At 35.8% G+C, this 25,610-nt stretch carries 14 protein-coding genes; 12 read left to right on the plus strand and 2 right to left on the minus strand.

Translation table 11 applies throughout. The features are described 5' to 3' along the window. Window positions 1–198 precede the first annotated feature (198 nt). The 12 genes from BWZ22_RS09835 (at window position 199) to BWZ22_RS09890 (ending at window position 22,211) form a co-directional block, all read left to right on the plus strand. Window positions 199–4,524 carry a glycosyl hydrolase-related protein gene (locus BWZ22_RS09835; RefSeq protein WP_076699696.1) on the plus strand — a complete coding sequence of 1,442 codons (4,326 nt, stop codon included), beginning with the start codon at window positions 199–201 and terminating at the stop codon, window positions 4,522–4,524. A 26-nt stretch (window positions 4,525–4,550) separates the two neighbouring features. After that, on the plus strand, window positions 4,551–6,728 hold the full coding sequence (locus BWZ22_RS09840; protein ID WP_076699697.1) for a hypothetical protein: 2,178 nt from the start codon (window positions 4,551–4,553) through the stop codon (window positions 6,726–6,728). 21 nt (window positions 6,729–6,749) lie between these two features. After that, a complete protein-coding gene (locus BWZ22_RS09845; RefSeq protein WP_076699699.1) occupies window positions 6,750–7,790 on the plus strand; it encodes a mannonate dehydratase in 1,041 nt (346 codons plus the stop codon). A gap of 135 nt (window positions 7,791–7,925) precedes the next feature. Next, window positions 7,926–9,302 (plus strand): sugar porter family MFS transporter, encoded by a 1,377-nt coding sequence (locus BWZ22_RS09850; RefSeq protein ID WP_076699700.1) that lies wholly within the window; start codon window positions 7,926–7,928, stop codon window positions 9,300–9,302. A gap of 2 nt (window positions 9,303–9,304) precedes the next feature. Next, on the plus strand, window positions 9,305–10,078 hold the full coding sequence (locus BWZ22_RS09855) for an SDR family NAD(P)-dependent oxidoreductase (RefSeq protein WP_076699702.1): 774 nt from the start codon (window positions 9,305–9,307) through the stop codon (window positions 10,076–10,078). A gap of 26 nt (window positions 10,079–10,104) precedes the next feature. Beyond that, window positions 10,105–11,439, plus strand: a complete 1,335-nt coding sequence (locus tag BWZ22_RS09860) for a hypothetical protein (RefSeq protein WP_076699703.1) — start codon at window positions 10,105–10,107, stop codon at window positions 11,437–11,439. Continuing rightward, window positions 11,432–12,859, plus strand: coding sequence for a glycoside hydrolase family 125 protein (locus BWZ22_RS09865; RefSeq protein WP_076699705.1), 1,428 nt, complete (start codon window positions 11,432–11,434; stop codon window positions 12,857–12,859). Before BWZ22_RS09860 ends, BWZ22_RS09865 begins: the two co-directional genes overlap by 8 nt. A gap of 6 nt (window positions 12,860–12,865) precedes the next feature. Continuing rightward, window positions 12,866–15,172 carry a hypothetical protein gene (locus tag BWZ22_RS09870; protein ID WP_076699706.1) on the plus strand — a complete coding sequence of 769 codons (2,307 nt, stop codon included), beginning with the start codon at window positions 12,866–12,868 and terminating at the stop codon, window positions 15,170–15,172. A gap of 235 nt (window positions 15,173–15,407) precedes the next feature. Beyond that, window positions 15,408–16,424 carry a LacI family DNA-binding transcriptional regulator gene (locus BWZ22_RS09875; RefSeq protein ID WP_076699708.1) on the plus strand — a complete coding sequence of 339 codons (1,017 nt, stop codon included), beginning with the start codon at window positions 15,408–15,410 and terminating at the stop codon, window positions 16,422–16,424. 55 nt (window positions 16,425–16,479) lie between these two features. Further along, window positions 16,480–19,887 (plus strand): glycoside hydrolase family 38 C-terminal domain-containing protein, encoded by a 3,408-nt coding sequence (locus BWZ22_RS09880; RefSeq protein WP_076699709.1) that lies wholly within the window; start codon window positions 16,480–16,482, stop codon window positions 19,885–19,887. A 50-nt stretch (window positions 19,888–19,937) separates the two neighbouring features. Beyond that, on the plus strand, window positions 19,938–20,873 hold the full coding sequence (locus BWZ22_RS09885; protein ID WP_076699711.1) for an ROK family protein: 936 nt from the start codon (window positions 19,938–19,940) through the stop codon (window positions 20,871–20,873). Between the two features lie 36 nt (window positions 20,874–20,909). Then, window positions 20,910–22,211 carry a GH36-type glycosyl hydrolase domain-containing protein gene (locus tag BWZ22_RS09890; RefSeq protein WP_076699712.1) on the plus strand — a complete coding sequence of 434 codons (1,302 nt, stop codon included), beginning with the start codon at window positions 20,910–20,912 and terminating at the stop codon, window positions 22,209–22,211. Window positions 22,212–22,289: 78 nt separating this feature from the next. On the opposite strand, the gene BWZ22_RS09895 is transcribed toward BWZ22_RS09890, so the two are convergent. Together BWZ22_RS09895 and BWZ22_RS09900 are read right to left on the minus strand one after the other, a co-directional pair. Continuing rightward, the gene (locus BWZ22_RS09895; protein WP_076699714.1) at window positions 22,290–24,545 is read right to left on the minus strand and encodes a GH92 family glycosyl hydrolase; all 2,256 of its coding nucleotides are present in this window, start codon (window positions 24,543–24,545) and stop codon (window positions 22,290–22,292) included. Between the two features lie 20 nt (window positions 24,546–24,565). Next, complete coding sequence (locus tag BWZ22_RS09900) at window positions 24,566–25,543, minus strand: isoaspartyl peptidase/L-asparaginase family protein (protein ID WP_076699715.1); 978 nt, start codon at window positions 25,541–25,543, stop codon at window positions 24,566–24,568. Between the last annotated feature and the right edge of the window lie 67 nt (window positions 25,544–25,610).

The following is a 25,610-nucleotide window of genomic DNA, read 5'->3' on the forward strand; positions in this document are numbered from 1 at the left end:
ATTGTATTCTTATTGTGCTTAATTTTACAGAGAATAAAATTTATTATTCAGTCTATTAAAAACCACTAAACTATTTATTCCTTTCATATAGTGCTATAGGATTGGTGCGCTAGCTAATTCAAATGCATTATTAAACTGAGATATTTTTGTCTGGTTTTTAAAATTAATCTATATAAGTATAAATTTTAAAAGAAAATTATGAGAAATCTTTTCATCTTAGTTGTTCTAATTTTAAACCTTTCATTAAGTGCTCAAAACTCTAAAATTGAAATAATAGGTGTAAAACCAACACCATTTTTTCCTAAAGTAGAAAAAGGAGAAGCTCTAAAACAGTTAGTTAAACTTAGTATTGAGAATAAAACAAACAAAACTCCAATAAAACTAAAAATTGAGGTAGAAGGCTTAGAGGCTTATTACCAAGATTTAGGCACTCTGGAAAAAGGTAGTTCGGTGCATGATATTATGATTGCTGATATAAATAAGGCAACTAAAGTTAACTTAGAACTGTTAAATAGCAGAGGTAAAATTGTAGCACAAAAAACACTTATTTGGAAGCCACAAAAAAAGTGGAAAGTTTATTATGCTGCTGTTTCACATCATGATTTAGGCTTTATCACCTACTATCAAAACCTAAGAAAAGCGGTTCGTGAAAGTGAAATAGACACAGCTCTTGTTTATTGCCGCAAAACTGATGGTTGGGATGAAAACAGCCAGTTTAGATGGAATGTAGAAACTAGTGAAGCACTCATTCGCTGGATGGCTAAGCAAACACCAGAAAAGATTAAAGAATTTGAACGTAGAATACAGGAAGGACGTATTGAAATTATTGCCAACCATAACACCATCTCTACGCAAATGGTGGGGTACGAAATGATGGCACGTAGTTTTTACACTCCTAACCGCTACGTGCAAGACATGCTGGATATTGACCCCGCTAAAGTTGCTTTAATAAATGATGTCACAGGTGTTAGCCGTACATGGCCTTTATATCTTAAAGAAGCAGATATCCCTTATTTTATGCATGGTAGTAACCACCCTAACAACTTGCAGGATATGATAGATCAACCTGTTTTTAGATGGTTGAGCACCGATGGAGACAATGAGAAAGCCCCATTATGTAAAGCCGATTCATACTACTCTCCTAATAAAATTGCCAAATGGGATTTAGATGGTGTTTCGTATTTAATTAACCGCCATGTAGATTTAGACTGGAAGTTTGATTGCATTCTGGCTTACGATAGTCACGACTTTGCCATTCCATCAATGCAGAATGCCAATAATATTAAAGAGTGGAATTCAAAATACGAATATCCTAAATTTAGATGTTCAGTAATAAGCTCCTATTTCGATGATATTGCTCAGCAGTTGAAACCAGGCATGATTCAGGAAACAGCTAAAGATGCGCCCGATAGTTGGAACGATCAGGAAATTATTGATGCCAACCTGTTGGCAAGAGCGCGTAAAGCTAGTTCTGAAATTCCTACCACCGAAAAACTGGCCAGTATAGCTATGACATTGGGTGGGGAATATCCAGAAAAGGAATTATTTCAAGCTTATAACCGTATTATAATGTATCACGAGCACACCAATGGTGCTATTGACGGGGGAAATCATAAATATTACGAAACCGAAAATGTAATGCACGAAAAATTGGTAGACGAAGCCATTGATATAAACGAGCAGGCATTAAGTGTTTCTCTCCAAAAACTTGGGTCGCAAATTCAATCGAAAAAAAGTGCATTGGTAGTTTACAATCCTCTAAACTGGAAACGTGATGAGTTGGTGTATTTTAAAGCTAGTAAGCTGCCGTTTGAACATTTTCAGATTATCGATGCCGATACAAAAAAGCCAATACAGGTACAAAAATTAAAAGATGGTAGATTTGCTTTTTATGCCGAAAATATTCCTTCAATGGGATATAAATCTTACACTATTAAGGAAACTAAAAAAGCGGGGTACAGTAGTTCATCAATAAGTGAGGCAAATTCTATAGAAAATGATTTTTATCAAATTTCGATTGATAGAACAAAAAATATTATTTCTGATGTAATTGATAAACAGTTAGATAAAAACATTATTGATAAAACCTCTCCATATGCCCTTGGAGAATACATTCACTACGACCACTTTAGTGGAGAATGGAAGAAGACGAAATTTACTGGCATAAAGTACTACAAAGGAGCAGTGTTGGATGAGATTCATATTAGTCAAGATGCTTATTTAACAGGTAAAGTTGAGTTAGTGGTTTACATTCACCATAAAATAAAGAAAATTGATTTTGCTCTAGAGGTAGATAAATTATCGAATGGAGAAGAGCTTACTGGTGGTTGGAACCGTTACATGAAAGAGGCTGCTTTTTGTGCAATACCTGTTTCGGTGCCAGACTATCAACACCACCATGAATTGTCTGGAGCAGTTACTCAGCCTGGTAACAAAGATTTGCAATTTGAAGCTTCGGAGTCTGCTTTCTATGCTATTCAACATTTTGCAGATGCTTCTAACGATAACTTTGGTGTAACCCTTTCTACCATCGAAACCAACTGTATCAACTATGGTTATCCTCGTCCAGTATATTGGAACAACGACGGGCGTCGTCCTAAAGAAGAGATTGTTAAACCAAAAAACAGCAACATGTTTTTGTACTTGATGAATAATTTCTTCCAAACCAACGTAAAGGTAGATCAGCCAGGTATTAAAAATTATACCTTTTCTATTCGCAGTCATTCTGGCGACTGGAAAGGAGGAAAGGCATACCAGTTTGCTTGGGAAACTTCAAACCCAATTATTTCGCAGTACATTGAAAAAAATAAAGAGGGTAAACTTCCGTCTAAAAAATCATTCTTATCTACCGATAAAGATAATGTTGTGATTAGTACCCTTAAAAAGGCAGAAGCCAACGGCGATGGATTGGTTGTTCGTCTTTTTGAACTGGCAGGTAAAGATTCAAAAGTTAAAATGAAACTCAATTTAAATAAGGACATTAATAAAGCAGTTGTTTTAAACCTGTTGGAAAATGATGAAGAAGAAATATCAGTTTCAAATAACGAAGTAGAATTTAATATAAACGGACATGGTATAAAAAACATTCGTTTATTAAGTGAGCCATCTCAAAAACCTATTGTAAGTAATGTAACTGCCTTGGCTGTTTCAAATGAAGAAGTAAAGCTTAGTTGGGAGGGTGATAATTCTAGTTTTTACAATATTTATCGCAGCAAAAGCCCTGATTTTAAGTTGAATGCGCTTAATTATTTAGGTTATTCAGAAGGAACTTCGTATTTAGATAAAACTGTATTAGACTATGCTGGAGGAAGACATAAAAGAGTAGAGCCTAATACAACCTATTACTACAAAGTTGAACCTGTTGATGAATTTAATAACCGAGGTATTGCTTCACAAACAATTAAATGTACTACGCTAAAAACAGAGGAGGCCGATGCCAAACCAAATAAAGTACAAGGTGTTTATACAGTACATGTTTCGCCATTAGCTCCCGAAGATTTTATTAATCTTTGGTTTTATTCCAATTTTGAAAAAGACGTAGACAAATACCTTATTCACAGAGGTGAATCTGCCGATTTTGTTCCCAATAAAAGTAACCTGATTAACACTCTTATTCCTTCGGAAGGTACATTCAGTTTTCATTATACCTACAGTAATTCTGAATTAAACCGACAGATGTTCGAGGATAAAACGGCTAAAGTAAATACAGCTTATTACTACAAAGTGGCTGCAGTTGATAATAGTGGAAATGTGGGCGAATATTCTGATGCGGCATATGCTTATATGGAAAAAATACCTGTAGAAATTAAGCATGAATACATAGCAACGAAAGAATTCAAAACTTTCAGACCAAAAGCTAAAGTGTCCATTGAATGCAGTGAACCAGGATACGATATGTATTATTCTACTGAAACCAGAACAAATACAAGCAAAGCTAAAAAGTATTCTGGCCCATTCGAAATTACAGAAGCTAGTGTAATTAATGTAGAGGTTTATAAGGCAAACACCAAAGAATTGGCTTATCGATACCGTCGTTTCGTGAACGTGAATCAAAATATTAGTCAGTCTGATTATAATGGTCATTTTAATTCACTAAAAGCAACCGATGGCAGTTATTACAGTGGTTGGGTTTCAAAACAATTTGGTAATACTAAAGAAGAACCAAAAGATGTTTGGCTGGGTGTTAACTTGGGAGAGTTAAAAACTGTTGGTGGATTGACCGTTATTTCCGATAATGGTGATATTTTCCCAATTCACGACCAATTCCGTGTATTTGTGCGTAATGGAGAGAATGTAAAAGAAGTGAAATTTACCAATACACCCGACAAGAAAATCCGAAACAAATTTCATGTAACATTTGATGAACCGTTATTGGTTGATGGTGTGATGATTTACTTTGATAAAGATAAATTGCCTGTTAAAGGTGGAAGAGAAAATCAAGCAGGACTAGTTAGGATAAATGAATTATTGATATTAGATCAAAAAGGAGAGTCAATTCTTCGGTCTGATATATTAGGAATGTAATTAGTAACAGTGAAATAATAATTAATATGAAGCACTTAAAAATTTTAATAGTTGTGTTACTGAGCGTTTTATACCAGAACGCTTGGGGTCAAAAAAAATTAACCCCTGCCAATCCAGAATACTATGCCATGGACAGGGAAGATATGACTTTTGACGATGAGCAAGTGCTGCTAGTCAATTACCGTGGTTTTGTATCACCACGACAGTACAGTATTACTCAGTTTACCAATGTATGGTTTTTACCAATAGAATCTACACGCTACAATTTTAATCTGAATTTCTATGACAAAGGCACAGATAGAATAATTAATGATGATGTGCCGATTCAATGGAAATCATGGATTGATGATGGAGCCGCACCTGATCCTCTTGGGTGTAATTTTCGCCCTAATTCACCATCAATAATGGTAACGCAAGATGAAAAATGGCAACCCAATCAATATATGCGAACAGGTACTTTTCATAAAGAGTATAACCAAAAATGGGTGAGTTTTTCTGCAAAAAGCTGGACCAGTGTGTCTTTTGAAGACGATGAGGTTTTTATTAAACTAAAATTAACCAATCGAAATTCCAAAGATTTAAACATGACCATTATACCCAATCAGGTAGCAGAACATATGGTATGTCACTTTAAACAGGGTGATACAAAATCGAAGCAAATTGATACCTATACCATAGGCAGTGATATGGCCCATGCCCGTGTTTCTTCTTCCATAAAGGAAACTAGTGAAAAAGGATTTGAAATTAGTATTGCTCCTGGTGAAACAGCTACCTATTATTTTGCGGTTAAGTTTTACGAACCGCAAAATGGCGCTCCCAAAGTGTATCAAGCTGACATTAAGGAGCGTATGGAAAAGGCAGATAAAAAGACCCGCGATATGCTAGCTTGGGCTTACAAACAAATGCCAGTTTTAACGAGTTCTAACAAACAACTACAAGAGTATTATTACCGTTGTTTACTATCTGTAATGATGAGTCGTTACGAAAACCCAAATTATATAACTGATGTATTTTGGGCAGTAGGTACTTGGCCATATACCATTAGCTGGGATAATTCATATTCCTCTGATGTTCTTGCCATGTTAGACCCCGAAAGTTTAAAAGGCGCCATCATCACAGATTTTGAGCAAGTACAACTCAAAAAAACCTATGTAGGTTGGAATGGAGCACATTGGGAAATACTCTACATTCAGGAGCCTTTTGCACTTCAAATTATGATTGAAGCCTATTTAAGGCATACTAATGATTTTAGCATTTTTGATGAAAAAGCTGCTGGTAAAACCGTTTGGCAATGGATGCAAGCTTGGGTAGATGAATTACAGACCAACTATACCAATGACTTAGGATTGATTGATGTTGGTTATAATACCGAAAAAATTATTGAAATCCGTACCGATGGTTATAATCATGCAGTGCCTATTACCAATACACTAACTATCGATTTGTTATACACCATGGCCGATTGGGCGAAGAAAAGAAATGAAAGTAAATTAGAAAAGAGATTCTTTAAAGACGCTGAAAAATTAAAAGCTTTGGTTGATGAGTATATGTGGAATGAAGAATTGGGGTGGTTTGATAATTATTATCCAGATGGCACCAAAGGCACCATTTGGACTTACCACCTTTTCGATTTATTAGGCACCGATTATTTACCAGATCATCAGGCTTACAAGTTAGTTAGTCATTTACAAGAAGGTGAATTTTTAGGGAAATATGGAGTGTATTCTATAGCTCGTCGTGATAGCGTACACTGGGATTTAATCGATTCAGACTGGGGAGGCGGTGGCCAATATGCAGGCATGCCAGGGCGTATTTCACGAAATCTATACCAAAAAGGATTTGCAGGTAAAGGATGGGATGTTTTAAAACGCAACATGCGATACATAGATCATTTTCCATACCTCCCGCAAAATCCACGTATTGATGCTCCAGAGGCAGACCGTTCATCAATGCCATTACAAATTGCGGCTGGAGCTGGAATGGAGGCTATTATTTTTGGGACTTTTGGCGTAAACATTCAGGAAAACAGTTTATCCATAAAACCCTATAACCACGAGGATATTGGTGAAGCTTTGTTAGAAAATGTGCAATGGAACAACAATAGCTATAGCATTCAGCTAGAACAAAAAACATTTTCTATTTATAAAAATGGTCAACTGGAAACTACAAAGTTTTATGGCGAAACTTATTCAATAAAAAAATAATACGTGTAGCGTTAAATTAATATGGAACGACTTTTAAAAACGGGGCAGTGGAAGGATTTGCCAATGCGCCCAGGATTCGGGTCCTTTATGCACCCAACCGAAGAAAAACTAACTTTAATTAAGCAATTAGGGGTAGATGAAATTATCCTGAATATGTACAGGAACAATCTTATCGATACCAATTTTGACAGTCTGCCACTTCCAGGAGACCACCAATGGGAATATAAAGACCTCTTGATGCTTCGCAAAACAGTTGAAAATGCAGGTATCCGATTTTTGGCTCTGGAAAACATGCCGTTTTCCTTCTACGACAAAATAATGATGGGGCAACCTGGTAGGGAAGAACAGCTAAAGCATGTACAAGAAACCATAGCAAATATGGGTGCTGCAGGCATTCCCGTTCTAGGTTATGGATGGACTCCAACAGGGGTTTGGCGCTCATCAACAACCTTTCCAATTCGTGGTGGAGCTCAATCTATGAGCATAGACCTTGATGATTTTAAAAGAGCGCCACTGTCTCACGGACGCGTATTTTCAGAAGAAGAAATGTGGGACTACTACCAGTACTTTCTTGAGGGAGTTTTACCAGTGGCCGAAGAAGCAGGGGTAACTCTGGCGCTTCATCCCAACGACCCACCCGTGCCAAGTTTGGCAGGCGTACCACAACTTTTTAGAAGTTTTGAAGCCTATAAAAAAGCCATGTCTATGGTAGAAAGTGAAAATCACGGATTACAATATTGCCTAGGTAATTTTTCTGCCATGGGAGCAAACATAGATGAGGTTACCGAGTATTTTGCTAAACAGGATAAGCTAATTTACGTGCACTTTCAAACGGTATCTAACTCATTGGTAAATGATACCAAATTAAATGAAGTGTTTGTGGATATGCCTGGGTATTATGACCCTGTTAAGATGCTGAAAAAGCTTAAAGAAGTTGGCTATAAAGGAATGATTATGCCGGGACACGTGCCAAAAATGATTGGCGATGTGTCTTGGGAAGAACGTGGTAGAGCTTTTACTATTGGTTACATAAAAGGTATTATTGCTACCTTAAATCAATAGAACAAGTGTTTTAGAAAGAAAAGCCATTTATTACTGTTGTTAGCGAACGTATAAAGGTTATTCGTCTAAAAAAACACGGATGTTTGAAAAAAAAAGTTGTTCTTGTTTAATTAAGTTGAAATAGAAGTTTTTTGAATGAATAAAGCCATTGTTTATAAATTAGCATTTATAGCATCCTTAGGAGGCTTTCTATTTGGTTTTGATACCGCAGTTATTTCTGGTACCATTAGTTTAGTGACTAAGCAGTTTCAATTGGATGCAGTTCTACAAGGGTGGTATGTTAGTAGTGCTCTGGTAGGTACCATTACTGGTACCCTAATAGCTGGTGTTTCAAGTGATAAATACGGTAGAAAAGAAATGCTAATAACATCAGCAATTTTATTTGGCATATCGGCATTTGGCTGTATGATATCTCAAGGTTTTCAAATGCTTATCGCCTATCGATTAGTAGGTGGTATCGGCGTTGGTTTAGCATCTATCCTATCTCCATTATACATTTCAGAGATTGCACCAGCAAAAATTAGAGGGAGTTTGGTGTCCTTATACCAATTTGCCATTACTCTGGGAATTTTGGTAGCCTATTTTACCAATGCATGGTTTTTAGATATTAGTGAATCCAATGGACTTGCAGACGCCTCTGAAGGTGTACAAAAAGTGTTTGTTTCAGAAGTCTGGCGTATCATGTTAGGTAGCGAAACCATTCCAGCTTTTTTATTTTTAGTGCTTTTGTTTTTTATACCAAAAAGTCCGCGTTGGTTCTTAAGTAAGGGTAAAGTAGATAAAGCCGAAAGCATACTAGTTAAAATAGTAGGCAAAAATGAAACAAAAAACGAACTGCAGTTATTTAACAACACCAATAAAACCACAGTTAAAATAAGCTCAATATTTGAAGGAGGTTTTAAAACAGCTTTGATAGTTGGGGTGATTTTAGCGTTATCCACGCAACTCTGCGGTATAAATGCAGTCATATATTACGGACCTAGACTGTTAGAAGAAGCTGGATTGCAACTGGGAGATGCATTAGGAGGACAAGTAATTATAGGTATAGTAAACGTACTTTTTACACTAATTGCTATATGGAAAATAGATCAGTTTGGGCGTAAAAAACTATTACTCTTTGGCATTTCTGGAATTTTAATTTCACTCATCGCTATAGGTATTTTGTTTTATTTAGATGTAAATAGTCCGTATCTACTCATTGGTTTTATACTAGCATTTGTAGCGTGTTTTGCGTTTTCATTCGGTCCTGTGGTTTGGGTATTATTATCAGAGATTTATCCAACCAATATTAGGGGATTTGCTATGTCTATAGCCACCTTTGCTTTATGGATTGGCGCAACAGTAATAGGTCAATTGGTACCTTGGTTGCTGGAAAATTTAAAGCCCTATGGCACATTTTGGCTTTTCGCCCTATGTACCATCCCGTCGGTATGGATAGTTATTAAAATTTTACCCGAGACCAAAGGAAAATCCTTAAAGGCAATAGAAAAATTTTGGCTTAATAAAAAATAAAAATGTCCAGATTAAAAGATAAAGTAGCTATTATAACAGGTGCCGCAGATGGCATAGGACTCGCTATTAGTGAGGCTTTCGTTAAAGAAGGTGCCCATATTTTAATGGCAGATATAAACGAGGAAAAATGTAAAAAAGAGGCAGAACGGCTAGCAAACGGTAACAGCACAGTAATATATATGCATTGCGACATAGGCGACACCAAGGCTGTGCAATCCTTAGCCGAAACCTGTATCAATACCTTTGGCAAAATAGATATACTGGTAAACAATGCCGCAGTAGCAATACCAGGAGAAGTTACTAAAATGACAGATGATGATTGGGATACCCTAATGAACATCAACCTAAAAGGAGCATTTCGTAGTATTCGGGCCTGTTTACCTCACATGATTTCCGCCAAATGCGGTAGTGTTATTAACATATCATCTACCCAAGCACATAGAAGTTGGGATGATTGGACGGCCTATGCCGCGGCTAAAGGAGGTTTACTCTCTATGACGAACCAACTGGCAGGTCAATTTGGAAACAAAAACATTCGGTTTAACAGTATTTCCCCAGGCACTATTTTAACACCTATGCTTGCAGAAAGAGTTAAAACCGAAGGCGAAGAATTTTTAAAAGCTTCCATAAACCAAGCTTCAATGCTACGTTGTGGCAAACCCGAAGAAGTAGCAATGACGGCAGTATTCCTAGCCTCTGATGAGGCAGCTTTCATCAATGGAGATGATATTAAAATAGATGGTGGATTATCCACTTTACCTAGATACTTTGAATAAAATAGATAAAAACTAAATTTTTAAACATGCTTAAATTTTCAGTACTAATCACGTTATTACTAATTGTATCATCTTGCAATACCTCTACTAATAATAAAGCACAAGACAACCCAGAATTGGAATTAGCCGAAACTATTTTAGCCGATACACGCTTAGATTCTGTTCTGTTAAAGGCAAAAAAAACCTTAAAACCAAAAGACGGGCGATTTCAGGCAGGCAGCAATTATGCAGAAACATGGGTGAGAGATTTTGCTACATTCATTGAAGTTGCCTTAGAAGTCAATCCTCAAGAAGTTATCAAAGAGCGGTTGTTGTTATTTTTTGATTTTCAAGGGGAAGACGGAAATATCATTGATGGTTATACCGAGTTAAAAAACGATGGAGGTTATGAGTATAGATACTCCAAGACTGCACCAAATTATAAAGGCCACAAAAATACAGTAGAAACCGACCAAGAAGCGTCGTTAATTTTGGCACTAGCAAGATACATAAAAGTTACAGGCGATAAAGACATTCTTCAGCTAAACAAAAATGGGAAAACCATTTTAGAAAGATGTGAAATGGCTTTGAACTTTCTTAAAGAAAATATGTACTCCGAAAAATTTGGACTTATAAAAGGTGCTACTACTATAGATTGGACCGATGTACAACCCGAAACCATTTGGGGTGTTTTTACAACAGAAGATACACATTGGTGTGTAGATGTCTATGATAATGCCATTTATGTGCTAGCCATAAACGAATATTTAAAATGGATTAAGGAAGACCAAGAAAAACATAAATTTTGGACAAATGAAAAGGAGTTTATTACAAAAAACGTTAGAAAACACTTGTGGGATGAAAAACGTCAAAAATTCTTTCCTCATAAATATATAGAAGATTCGCCTTTTTCGGGATTTGATGAAGATGAAATCTATTATTTAGGCGGAACGGTTTACGGAATTCAAGCAGGTTTTTTAACTGAAGAAGAGATAGAAAGCTGCTACAAAAAAATGTTAGCTATAAAAGATTTGTCTGGCGCTATGACCGTGGCTATAATTAATTATCCACCATACCCTTACAAGAGTTTTGCTAATAAAGACACAAAACCTTATATATATGTTAATGCCGCAGACTGGACATGGTGGGGCGGAAGAACCATTGAAACTATGATTAAGACAGGGCATTTAGAATTGGCCTATCAAGAAATCAATCCATTTTTAGACCGCGTCATCAAAAACGAAGGGTTCTATGAATGGTATTCGGTAATAGACCACCAGCCTCATGGCTCTAACACCTTTCTTGGTGCCGCAGGCGCTTTGGGTAAGGCTATTAATTTAATGAAAGCTGAAGCTTTAAAAATTAAAAAAAACAATGAATAGAAGGGTGTTTGCAAAACAAACTGCATTGGGCTCCATGGGGCTGGCATTAACTCCGCAATTTACTCTTTCGCAAACAACCTATAAAGATTTTGTATCGAAAAGACCGCCAAAAAAAGAGAGACTGTTTACCAGTAAAGCTATTGAAGAGGTTATAAAAAAAGTAAAAAAACAACTTAAAGACCCAGAGTTGGCATGGTTGTTCGAGAATTGTTTCCCAAATACCCTAGATACTACTGTATTTTATAAAGAAGAAATAGGCAGGCCATTAAGCCATATCATTACAGGAGATATAAATGCCATGTGGTTAAGAGATTCTACCTGCCAAGTATGGCCGTACGTCCCTTTTGCCAATAAAGATGAAAAATTGCGTAAGATGATTGTGGGGCTAATAAACTGGCAGGCAGACTGTGTTTTGGTAGACCCTTATGCCAATGCGTTTAAAAAAGATAAAAGTGAGGTTAGTCAATGGAAGGACGACCTAACCGACATGAAGGACGAACTGCATGAACGCAAATGGGAAATCAATTCGCTTCTTTTCGTTATCAGGTTGGCTTACAAATATTGGAAAACCACAGGAGATACTGCGCCTTTTGATGCCAATTGGGAAAACGCCATGAAACTTATCTACCAAACACTATTAGAACAACAACGTTTTGATAATCTTGGGCCTTACACCTTTATGCGAGAAACCACACAAGCCAATGAGGTTATTGCAAATAATGGTTACGGAAGGCCTACCAGAAAAATTGGAATGATACATGCCACACACCGTCAAGACGATGCCTGCGTATTCCCATTTTATGTGCCAGATAATTTAATGGCCGTGGTAGAATTAAAGCACCTAGCCGAAATGTTCAAGACCATTTTAAATAATACCACCTATGCAGAGCGTTGCTTAAAAATGGCAGACCAAATAGACAGCGCCATTAAGGAATATGCCATAATAGAACACAAGGTTTTTGGCAAAATGTATGCTTTTGAAGTAGATGGCTTTGGAAGCCAATTACTGTTGGAAGAGTCCACAATACCAAATTTAATGTCTTTACCTTACATAGACGCTTGCGATATAAACGACCCCGTGTACCAAAATACCAGAAAATGGTTGCTTAGTGAGTGGAATCCTAAATTTGTAAAAGGTAAATTTACCGAGGGCATTGGCAGTACACACTACTTTGAGCCACCAAAACGTATTTGGCCATTAAGTACAATTTCTAGAGCATTAACAACAGATGACAAAGAAGAAATAATGTTCTGTGTAGAACAAATAAAACGAAGTAACGCAGGTACAGGTTTTATTCATGAATCGTATTTACCAGACCACCCCGAAGATTTTACTCGTCCTTGGTTTTCATGGGTAAACACGTATTTTGGGGAGATGATATTAATTCTACTTGAAAAATACCCTAAATTACTTAGCTAGAAAATTATGAAATACTACCTAAAAACTATAGTAGTTTTAATTATTTTAATAGGTTTAAATATGAGTTTAATCTCATGTGAAACACAGGCAAGAAGCAATGTATCTGTTGCAACTAACATTCCAACAATTGATGAGATTTCAGGGAAATGGATAGCATCAGATACTATGGCAATAGAGCCTTCTATACGCAATTTTAGAGGGCAAGCACTACTTAATCGAGACTTAACATCGATAAGTTGGTTTGTGTCTGCTCCATTTTCTGGCGGACACCACACAGGTACGCTAAAAATTAACGGTATAACACCTGAAGCATCACACTTTCGTTGGCAACCCTATCAAGCGTTAAGAAAAGCTACTGTAAATGGCCTTGAAATACACAGCTCCACACGAATGCTAGTGGAGGATAATGCCATAATGTGGGAGATAGACATCACAAACAAAAGCAACGAGCAGAAAAGTGTCCAGATAGATTTAGATATGATAGGTTATATAAGCCAATATGAAGATGGTAACTGGAATTGGTGGTACCCATACCCAGACTGGGACGGAAAAAGGTCTGAGCATCGTAACCAAGCCATAGAAGATATGCGAAAGCACATAACTTTAAATCACACAGAACAAGAAACAAATTGGCCTAAGGACAACGCTATTCTTAACTCCCCACATTTTAGTACACATAAAGAAGCGCAAAATATTTATATACAAGATAAAAACACTCCAGCAATTTCTGCATTTTCTTTGGTTACCAAACCCGATAGTCTATCCGTTAGAAATTGTGGAGGGAAAGCCAAATGGAATGTAACACTAGCCTCAGGAAAATCAAAAACCATCAAATATTTTTTATCCTACAATAATAACTTAGAAACCCTCAAAACCCAAACACAAAACTGGCAAAACACCTTTGATACTGCATTTGCATCAGTAAAAACGAAATGGGAAGATAAATGGCAAAATTTATTTAAACCAAACAATAGTCTTGTCTCTGGGTGCTTTCCTGTTTTAGAAACCAATGATGAAAAGGTAAAAAGAGTTTATTACACAGGAGCTATAACGCTTCTTTATTTATTAAACACCAACCTACCAGAACACAAACGTGTGTATTTAACAGGAGGCCCTAGATGGGGAGCGACAACAACTTTCTTTTGGGACATTGCCATTTGGTCTGAACTTTGGGCAGTGGTAGATCCAGAAATGATGAAAGAGCACATTAAGTCTTGGATAGAAATAAATCCTAATTTGCATTATGGAAAAGACAATTTTGGAGGCAAAGGCGTAGGTAATGGCTATTCTGCTAATTATTGGTGTTTGTTCAGAATTATACGTGCGTATATAGTGACCACGGGAGATTACAAGTTTTTAGATGAAAAAATAGGAACAAAAACAGTTATGGAGCATTTGGAATCTTATGCTCTAAACTGGCAAAACCTATCAAATTATGGTAAAAAAGGGTATGAAAGCGAATTGTACAATCTTGCCGATTTTGGTGCTAACCCAGCAAATTTGTTAGAATGCGTACCAACCTATGTACATATCGTACCATCGTTTAATATTGGCTATGTATGGATGATGCGAGAAACCGCAAAGCTACATTATCAAAAGAACAATGTTGCTAAAGCCAAAACACTAGAGAAACAGGCAAAAGCTATGACGCAAAGTATTCTTAAATTATACGCAGGAAAAGGTGTTTGGAATAGCTTATATCCTAACAATAAAACAGTAGAAGTACGTCATGTACTAGATTTTATTTACTTCGGAAAATATCTAGCTAACGATGTGAGTTTGGATATTCGAAATGAAATGATGGGGTTTCTTAATACAGAATTAAGAACAGATTCATGGATGCGAGCACAGTCTTTAAAAGATATAGCGGCCAAAGATTCAGACAGGCCAGACCATGGGCCTTTAGGTAGTTTTGATGGTTGGATTCCAGAAGTTATGGATGCCATGAGTAATATGGACTACACTACTGATGCATTATCATTTTACAGAGCTATAGAACCCGTTACTTATGAAGGCTGTTGGGCACAAGCAAGAGAACTGTGGGGCGATGACAAATTAAATAAAACCGCAAGAGTACGTATAGCAGACCGCGGATGGAATAACCGAGAAAGTTCATCAGGCATAGGGATATCTCAGGTCATGCTGAAAAATTTCTTTGGCTTCTATCCAGAAATACATAAAGCATCGCTTCTAAATTACGATACTTGGCCAATTAATGGTAACGGCATCTTACACCACGTATTTTACAAGAACAACTATTATCGTATTGAATTTATAGAGAATAAACCTAGGATGATAAAAGAAAAACACTAATACTTCCTGGTTTCAATAAAATTTAAAATATCTATTAGTAGCCTACATTAATAATAGGGTAGAATTGATAAAAAAAAATTAAACTTTTACATGTTTTAACTATTTTGGTACATGATGATTATAGTCGTGGTTTTTAGAGTTATAATGCGTTTAAAATTAGTTTTATCCTCTTAAAAATTCAATTATTATAAAAAAGTATATATATTTGCTTAACCGGTTAAACTAATATATTCACTTGAAAAGTATTTCTCTCAAAGATATCGCAATTGCATTAAATCTGTCTAAGACAACAGTGTCTTATGTAATGAACGATAGAGGCGATGAAAAAAGGGTTAGCAAGGAAACACAAGATAGAATAAAACAGTATGCCCAAGCGCACAACTACAAACCCAATCAATTAGCAAGAAGTCTAAGCTTAGGAAAAAGTAACATGATAGGCTTAATTGTGCCCAATATATCAGACAGCTTTTTTGCCCAAATTGCACGACGCATTGAAAAAAAAGCAGAAAAAATGGGCTATAATGTGGTGTTTAGTAGCACAGGTGAGTCTCCTGAAAGAGAATCGAAAATTATACAGTCTATGTTAGATAGGCAGGTAGATGGTCTTATAATCGTATCGAGTGAAAAAAACCACGACGATATTTTAAAATTAAAAAAAAGGAACTTTCCCTTTGTGATTGTGGGTAGAACATACACCGATATAGAAACCAATGTTGTAGCATTAGAAGATAAGGATGGTGTGATTTCAGCCGTAGAGCTACTCATGGATAATGGTAAAACACGTATTGGTTATATATCAATTTCTTTAGAACTCCATTCAATAAAAGACCGCTTAAAAGGGTATAAACAAGCACATGAAAATAAAAGTATTGACTATAACCCGAATCTTGTTAAACATGTAACTTACGATAATATTGAAGCCAGCCTCAAAGTGGCAATATACGAATTGGTACATAAAGAAAAAGTAGAAGGTATTGTATTTGCTACACACTATTTGGCCGAAGAAGGTTTACGCTTATTAAAGCAAAATAACATAAATGTTCCCAAAGAAGTAGCCGTAGTAAGTTTTGGAAAAGATAGAGGATTCGATTTGTTCGACCCTCCACTAACATCGGTTGATTTTCCTATAATAGAAATGGGAGATACCGCTGTAGACTTATTATTAGACGCCATTGAAAACCACGTTGTAGAAACCAAAAATATAATAATGAAAACCAAACTGGATATTAAGCAATCTTGTGGAAGCATTTAATTTTTATTTCAAAATTGCTTAACCGGTTAACTAATCAATATACCAATACAACGTTATGAAACTATTAAAATTTCTATCCGCTATATTACTGGCAAGCGTCAGTTTAAATATTTCGGCACAATCTAAGTATCTAAATGGCTATGCTAAAGGTATTTCTGGAGTTAACTTTGCATATCCATCCCCTCATTCGTACAATGATCCCTGTTATTTAACAAGGGCAACCAAAGATGTAGGTTCCATGGAATGGGAAACGGTAGCTGTTCCTAAATCATACAAAAACAAGACTGTATCCTTTATTTGGGTATATGGAATGGATGTTACTCATAACCCCGAAGCTTTCGATTTATCAATAAACGATAAAAAAGTATTAACCTTTAAAAATCCTGGTACCACAGAGGAAAAGAACAGAACCATTCATGGTGATAACGGTGTGTCACTCAACTTCATTCAATCTATGGTAGATTCAAATAGAGATGAAATGGGCTATGCCGTACTTACAATGCCGACATCAATAGTAACTCTAGGAGCTCCTGTAAAATTGAAAATTGGAGGTGTACCCAACAATAGCAACGCTTGGTATATGACGTATAAAATTTCACCTAAAAATAACTTTAATGCACATCAATTGAAGGTTATAAAAAAGGAAGCTGATAAGCTTTTTAGTGTCATTCGCTTTAGTTTGGTGCATTTAGGAAAACCTATTAATGCCAACGTTTTGGTTGAAGGTGAATTGAAAAAAGTAAAACTAAACACAGGTTTAAATGAAATAGATTTTTTAATTCCAAAAGTTGAAAAACCAAAAACGATTGAGGCAGAAATTGAATATGGAAATAGCAAAGAACAAATTTCTGTTGCATTGAACCCAATTAAAGAATGGACAATTTATTTGGTACAACACAGTCATACCGACATTGGTTACACCCGTCAACAATCTGAAATTTTAGCAGAACATCTTAGATATATTGATGACGCCTTGGATTATTGTGACCAAACAGACCATTATCCAAAAGAAGCACAATTTCGTTGGACTTGTGAAGTAGCTTGGGCCGTGAGAGAATACATTAATAGTAGGCCAAAAGAACAAGTAGAACGCCTTATACAACGTGTAAAAGAAGGAAGAATAGAGGTTACAGGGATGTTTTTAAATTACTCTGAAACTATAGACGAAACCGCTTTGGCTATTCAACTACAAGCCCTTAAAAAATTTAAAGCTAAAGGTATAGACGTAACAACAGCAATGCAAAATGATGTAAATGGTATTGGTTGGTGTATGCCAGATATGTATGAAGATACGGGAGTAAAATACCTAACTATGGGGGTTCATGCTCATCGGGCTAGATTACCTTTCAGTAAACCTACATCCTTTTGGTGGGAATCGCCTTCTGGAAAAAGACTCTTAGCCTACAGAAGTGAACATTATATGCACGGAAATGCTCTAGCGCTTGTTTCTGGAGAAATGGATGTTTTTGGAAATAACCTCTCTAAATATTTAGATGGACTTGAAGAAAAAAATTATCCTTTTGATAGAGTAGCCTTTCAATTTTCTGGTTATACTACAGATAATTCTCCACCTTCAACAAAAGCCTGCGATATCATTAAAAAGTGGAACGACACTTATGAATGGCCAAAGCTAAAATCTGCATTAGCTAGTGAATTTATGGTGCACATCGAGAAAAACCATCCCGATGATATAGAAACAAAGAAGGTATCATGGCCAGATTGGTGGACCGATGGTTTTGGTTCTGCCATGAAAGAAACCAAAGTGCTACGTAATAGCTATTCACAAATGCTAGCAACTATGGGGCTGTTATCAATGGTACAAGCTGCAGGAGGGGATATTCCTAAACAAATACATGATGAGGTAAAAAACTGTTATGATAACTTATTACTTTATAGTGAGCATACCTTCGGGGCAGCAGAGAGCATTAGAGACCCTTATAATAAAAACACGATGGACCAATGGAGCCAAAAATCCTCTTATATATGGTCTGCCAATCAACAATCAAATTTATTAAGAGAAAAAGCTATTGGGTTAATTCAACCCCATGTAAAAATCCCCAAAGCACCATCAGTAACAGTTTTCAATACCTTAAATTGGTCTAGAAGTGGTATAGCCGAAGTCTTTATAGATTACGACATCTTACCACTAGATAAGAAAACAAGCATTATTGACAGTAAAGGCAACGAAATACCCACACAGATTATTGGGCAGCGTTCAGAAGGTACATACTGGGCACTTTGGGTTAAAGATGTGCCTCCATTGGGATATGCTACATATACAATTCAAGTAGCTGATGAAAAAGCAACTTCAAAAGATTTAAAATTACCTGTAACAACCACCGTTGAAAATTCTTTTTATAAGATTCAAATTGACGAAGTTAAAAAAGGCATTATTAGCATTTATGATAAGGCCTTACATAAAGAACTCCTCGATACGCAAAGCAAACACACTTTTGGTTCTATGGTTTACGAAAGAATTAAAAATAGAAGAGACCTAGAGCGATTAACAGCCACAAGAAGAGACACTGTTTTTAAACCGCTAAATGAAAAACACTACAAGTTTTCGAGCTTCAAAATTGAAAAAATCACAGATGGTAACATCTGGAAATCTATTATATGCAAAGCACAACTTCCAGAATGTGCCGAAGAATCCTCCGGCATCACTTTAGAAATTCGACTGCACCATCATAAAAAAGAGATTGAGTTTCTGTACAACATGAAAAAACTTGATATCATTGAACCAGAAGGTTTATATGTTGCGTTTCCGTTTGCAAATGAAAATGCGCAATTGGTTTTTGAAGCCCAAGGAGGGCCAGTTCGCCCTGGTATAGACCAATTGGCCGGCTCATCTTCAGACTGGAATACTATTCAAAATTATGCTTCTGTAAAATCAAACAATTCGCAAGTAGTATTTTGCAGTGAAGACACACCCTTGGTGCAGTTTGGCGGTATTAATACGGGTAGGTACTATTATAAAAATCCAGTAAAAAATAAAGGTCATATTTACTCTTGGGTACTTAACAATTATTGGGTAACTAACTTTAGGGCTAGTCAGTTTGGAGAATTAAACTGGAAATACCACATAACATCTTCTAAAGATAAATCGAACACGTTTGCAACTAAATTTGGCTGGGGCAACCGCGTACCTTTTGTTACCAAAGCAAATAGCGGAAGACAAAAATCTAAACACCAGCAGGTTACAGCATCGTTAATAAACCTTGAACTGGTAGATAATTTATTATTAGTGCATTCTAGACCAACAGAAGAAAATGATGGCGTTATTTTACATTTACGTGAAACAGAAGGAGATCACGCTATTTTAGATATCAATAAAATTCTTGAAAACCCAGGAATAAACGAGGTTTACCTAGTAAACAGTTTAGGAGAAATAATTAAGAAATTAACCGCACCTTTTTTAGTGGAACATTTTGAAACACGATTTATTCTTTTAAAGACAAAATAAAAAATAAGCGCTTAAAACATTTTTTTTAAAGATATTATAATAAAGTTAGAATGAAAAATATAGCAATAGGAGTTGACGTTGGAGGAAGTCATATAAGTTGTATGGGATTCAATTTAGAAAGTAGGCAATTACTGTTAGATAGTTATGCAGAAAGTCATGTGAATAGCCATGGTTCTATAAATGAAGTTATCAAATCATGGGGCAATGTTATTAAAAAATCTATTGATAAAATTGGTTCAAAATATGTAGCAGGTATTGGTTTTGCAATGCCTGGGCCTTTTGATTATGTAAACGGCATTTCTTGCTTTACGGGGCAAAATGGCAAATATGAACATACTTACGGTATGAATGTTAGGGAACGACTATTGGAATTTTTGAATCTATCCCATCCAATTGAAATTAGGTTTATAAATGATGCCACAGCATTCGCTCTTGGAGAAGCTAAATTTGGTAAGGCTAAAACCTACAAATCTATGTTGTCTGTAACCTTAGGCACAGGTTTTGGCTCTGCTTTTATAAAAAACGGAGTGCCTGTTTCAGAAGGAGAAGAGGTACCGCAAGATGGATGCTTATGGCATGTGCCATTTGAAAATGAATTGGCAGACGATTATTTTTCTACTCGTGGTTTAATTAACAGATTTAAACAAAAAACAGGGCATAAATGTGTTGGTGTAAAAGAGATTGTAGGGTTGTGCACAACAAACCCTTACGCCAAAGAACTGTTTATTGATTTTGGTACTAAAATGGGGGTTTTCCTAACTCCATGGATAAAAAAATCAAATATTGATATAATAGTTTTAGGAGGTAATATTTCTAGAGCTTACTTTTTATTTGGAGAGACTATGCAGTCTTACTTTAAAGGTGAGGGTATAAGTGTAGAAATTGTAGTGTCAGATTTAAAGGAAAAATCGGCATTCATGGGGAGTGCCGTATTAATAGATGACCAACTGTATAACACTATACTTCCTGTTTTACAAAAAATGTAGTTACTAAATTCAATACTAAAATAAATTTAATGATATATGAAATATTTAAAGTTAATAGTATTATCTGTACTTATTTGTAATTGTGCAAATACTAAAAAAGAAAACACAGTACTAAAAGAACAAATTAAAACAAATGAATACTTTGCCTATACTAAAGAAAAAGCGCTTAAAGTAGTTAAAACTGGATTTAATGCTGGAGATAGTTATGGCGAGGTTTGGATACGCGATTATAATACATTTATAGAACTATCGGCCGAAGTATTCCCTAAAGAAGCCCTAAAGGAAAATTTACGTGTATTTTTTAGGCTTCAAAGAGAAGATGGCAACATCGTTGATGGATTTATACCAAAAGAAAAAGCCGTACAAACCAAAGATGGTTACACCTATATTTTTACAGATTTAGAGTCCAATTATGCAGGTCAAAAAAATGATGTTGAAACCGACCATGAATCCTCTCTAGTTCAAGCTGTTTATAAGTATGTAAAGAAAACAGGCGATACTGCATTTTTAAATGAAACCATAGGCGGTAAAACCATAATACAGCGTATGGAATGGGCTATGGAGTTTTTATTAAACCACCGTTGGAGTGATAAATACGGACTAATTTGGGGTGCTACTACGGCAGATTGGGGCGATGTGCAGCACTGCCATCCTTGGGGCGTTTACATTACCGACGACACCAAATACGCTATAGATATTTACGATAACGCTATGATGCTTGTTGCACTAGATAATATGATGGCTTTGGCGCCACATTTAAAACAAAAGTGGCAACCTATAAGGCAGGATATCGCACAAAATACCATGAAATATTTATGGGATGATAAAAACCAAAAGTTTATACCGCATGTATATTTAGATGGTTCGCCTTTTTCAGAGGATTTCAATGAAAATAACATTTACTATCACGGAGGAACAGCCATAGCCATAGAAGCAAAATTGCTTTCAAAAGAGCAAATAAAAGTATCTCTAGATAAAATGATAACCAATGTGAACGCATTGGGAGCTGGGTCTATTGGTTTAACATTATATCCGGCTTATCCCGAGGGCTCTTTCGAAAATAAAGGTATGTTTCCTTACAGTTACCAAAACGGCGGAGATTGGACTTGGTTTGGTGCCCGTATGATTCAGCAACTTATTAAAAATGGATATATAGAAGAAGCTTATCAGCAATTACAACCTATGGTAAAACGGGTTAAAGACAATGCTGGCTTTTACGAATGGTATACTATAAAAAATACACCTGAAGGGTCTGGGACATTCCGTGGTTCTGCAGGTGTGCTTTACAAAGCAATACAAATGCTAGAAAATTATGCAAACAATAAACCTATAGAATAAAACAGTGCTTAGAGCTATACAGATGTGTACGAAGAAAAATATACCCCAATTATAGATTTTGGGGTTTATGTTTTATAATTAGTTAGATTTCGTTAATTTGTCATGTGAAATAAAATGATGATTGTATGTATTGCCATTTACAAATACTTGATTTCTACCTCTAGATTGTTCTTTTGATAGAATAAGTTTAGAATTCTGATAATACATGTTGTTTAAATGAATGGTAACCTTATCAAATGTTGAAGGGAAAATAACATAGCTAGGTTCACTGGGAGTTACGGGGTAAATTCCCATCATAGAAAATACTGCCCATGCACTCATGGTACCTGTATCATCATTTCCTGGTAATCCATCTGGTGTGTTTTTAAAATATGTATTTAGAAGTTCTTGTACCAATGCATCTGTTTTGTACTCTTGTCCTTTAATGTATTTGAATAGATATGGATACCCTATATCGGGCTCATTGGCCATATCAAAGTGTTTTTTTGTAAATACATTTTCCAGCTGGGTTGCAAACTTATGTTCGCCTCCCATGAGGTTAATTAAACCCTTTGTGTCATGCGATACCATAAAGGTATATTGCCATGCATTACCTTCTATAAAACCAACGTTTTCAACAAAATTAGCTCCATGTTCTGGGTTATAGGGTGTTAACCAGCTGCCATCTTCATTTTTTGGTCTTAACAATTTAAACTCGTCGTTATATAGCTTTCTGTAAGATAAGGCTCTTTTAGAAAATAACTTGTAATCTTCTTGTTTACCTAGGGCTTTAGCTAATTGTGCAATGGCAAAATCTGAAATATTATATTCTTGAGTAGTAGAAACAGAGCCACTATGTGTAGTATTAGTTGTTAAATACCCTTTTTCAATATAATCTTTTAGTCCAGGCCTTAAAGCATTATTTTCAATTTGAGTAGCACTCTTTTTCATAGCTTCGTATGCTTTTTCAATATTAAAATCGGTAATGCCTTTTAGGTACGTATCAGCAATTATAATTCCTGCGGGGTCGCCAACCATGGTGGTGGTTTCGGTAGCATTAAGTTCCCATTTAGGTAACCATCCTGATTCATCGTAAATCTGCAACATGCTTTTTATCATGTTGGATTGCTGTTCGGGATATACCAAACTCATTAACTGGTGTAGATTCCTATAGGTATCCCAAAAAGAAAAGGTAGTATAGCGTGTGCCATCGGTTTTTAAAGTTTCTCTTGTTCTCATTTTGGGGTATTCGCCATTACTGTCATTTAAAGTATTAGGATGAATTAATGTATGATACAAAGCAGTATAAAAAATAGTTTTGTCATCCTTAGTACCGCCTTCAATTTCAATTCTGGATAAATGTTGATTCCAATCATTTTTGGTGTTAGCTAAAACAGCATCAAACGTTTTATTTGCTGTTTCTTTCTCTAGATTTTCTCTGGCGTTTTCGATACTGACATAAGACACACCAACTTTCATTTCTACCACTGTAGGAGTTTTAAAATTGTAACGCATATATGCCCCAATACTATCGCCAACGACTTCTTTGGTATAATTTTCTTTTAAACGATTCTTTCCGTTATACCCCATCCATTTGCCTTCTACGCCATCATAACTTCTAGGGGTTTTCCATACACCAAAAGTATCTGCTGGTTTTGAAAAACGTGCCACAAAGTAAATGGGATATGCTTCTTCGGGTTTGTAATAACAAAAACTACCCACAGAGCGCATACCCTCAATTTCATAAGGAGAAACTACTTTTACCATGGCACCTTCTTCGTTAGTTAAGCCTAAACCTAAATTTAAAAGGATATTGGCATTTCCTGCGGGAAAGTGATATTTGCTCACACCAACTCGTGTGGTTGCAGTAGTTTCAACCTTAATATTGTATTTGTCTAGTGTATTGGTATAATACCCGACTGAGGCCGACTCTTTTGAATATGTAGACCCATAATTTAAGTGATTGGTTTCTAAATTTCCTGTGGTTGGCATTGCTAAAATAACACCCAAATCTGGACAACCCACACCACTGAGATTGACATGGCTAAACCCTGTTAAAAAGGTATTTTCGTGTACATAAGGTGTGGATAACCAACGGCTGTCTTTTTCTAATGGCAAATTTTGCGGACCAGCCACATTAAAAGGTGATACGTTTGCCATTCCTCTCACTGCAACGGAACCAGGGTTAGTTGTACCAAAGTTTGAAGTCCCAATAAATGGGTTGACAAATTGAGTAAAATCTTTTGATGTATTTTCAGTCTTTTGCTCTACATCTTTTTTTGGATCATTTTTACAAGCAGTTAAAGTTATAAATAGTACTAGTATAAGATTTTTAAGTAATTTAAACCGTAACATATTTCTTTATTTTTTTAACTCTAAGGTAAAAAGTATTTACCGTTTATTAATTGATTTTTAATTGATTTGGTTTGTACAGCGTAATTAAAACCGGGTCTTAAACAATACGAGCCATATTCTCCATTTTTATTTAAAGCTATAAACCCTACTTGCAACCATTCTAAATCTGGAGCGTTTTGATAGATTTTATATATGCGTTTTACAACTTCTTTACAGGCGTCTTCTGGCGATTTTCCATGACGCATTAATTCTACTACCATAGCACTTCCGGCAGTTTTCATCATAGCTTCTCCCATACCTGTAGCAGCGGCAGCACCCACTTCGTTATCTAAAAATAGACCAGCTCCAATTATTGGAGAATCTCCTACGCGTCCGTGCATTTTCCAAGCTGCACCACTTGTTGTACAAGCTCCTGAAAGGTTGCCATTTTCATCCAATGCCAGCATACTAATAGTGTCATGATTTTCTATATTAATTGTGGGTTTGTATTGAGAATTTTCTAACCATGCTTCATAAGCTTTCTTAGATTTTTCTGTTAATAAATTTTCTTTTTTAAATCCTTGTTCTAAAGCAAATTGTAGCGCACCTTCTCCAACCAACATAACATGAGGTGTTTTTTCCATTACCATTCTCGCCACAGAGATGGGATGTTTTATATGCTGAAGAAATGCTACAGAACCACAATTATTATTATGGTCCATAATACAGGCATCTAGAGTTACGTTTCCTTCTCTATCAGGAAAACCTCCTAAACCCACAGTTTGAACTTCTGGGTTTGCTTCTGCTGTTTTTACGCCAGCTTCAACAGCATCTAGAGCATTTTCGCCATTTACCAATAGTGCCCATGTAGCTTCGTTTGCTACCAAGCCGTGGTTCCATGTAGAGATAACAACAGGTTTTATTATTTCATGTTTAACCGTTTCTTTAGAACTAGAGTTTTGACACCCTATAGAGCTAAAAATCGTGCTAATAATTAGTGTTTTTTTTAAAAATTGCATGTTTAATTTTTATTTAGTAAAAAATACTTATAAGGTATTTTTTGGTACATGAGATTTTAATGCATTA

This window comes from Seonamhaeicola sp. S2-3 (assembly GCF_001971785.1).
In the GTDB taxonomy this organism is placed as follows: domain Bacteria; phylum Bacteroidota; class Bacteroidia; order Flavobacteriales; family Flavobacteriaceae; genus Seonamhaeicola.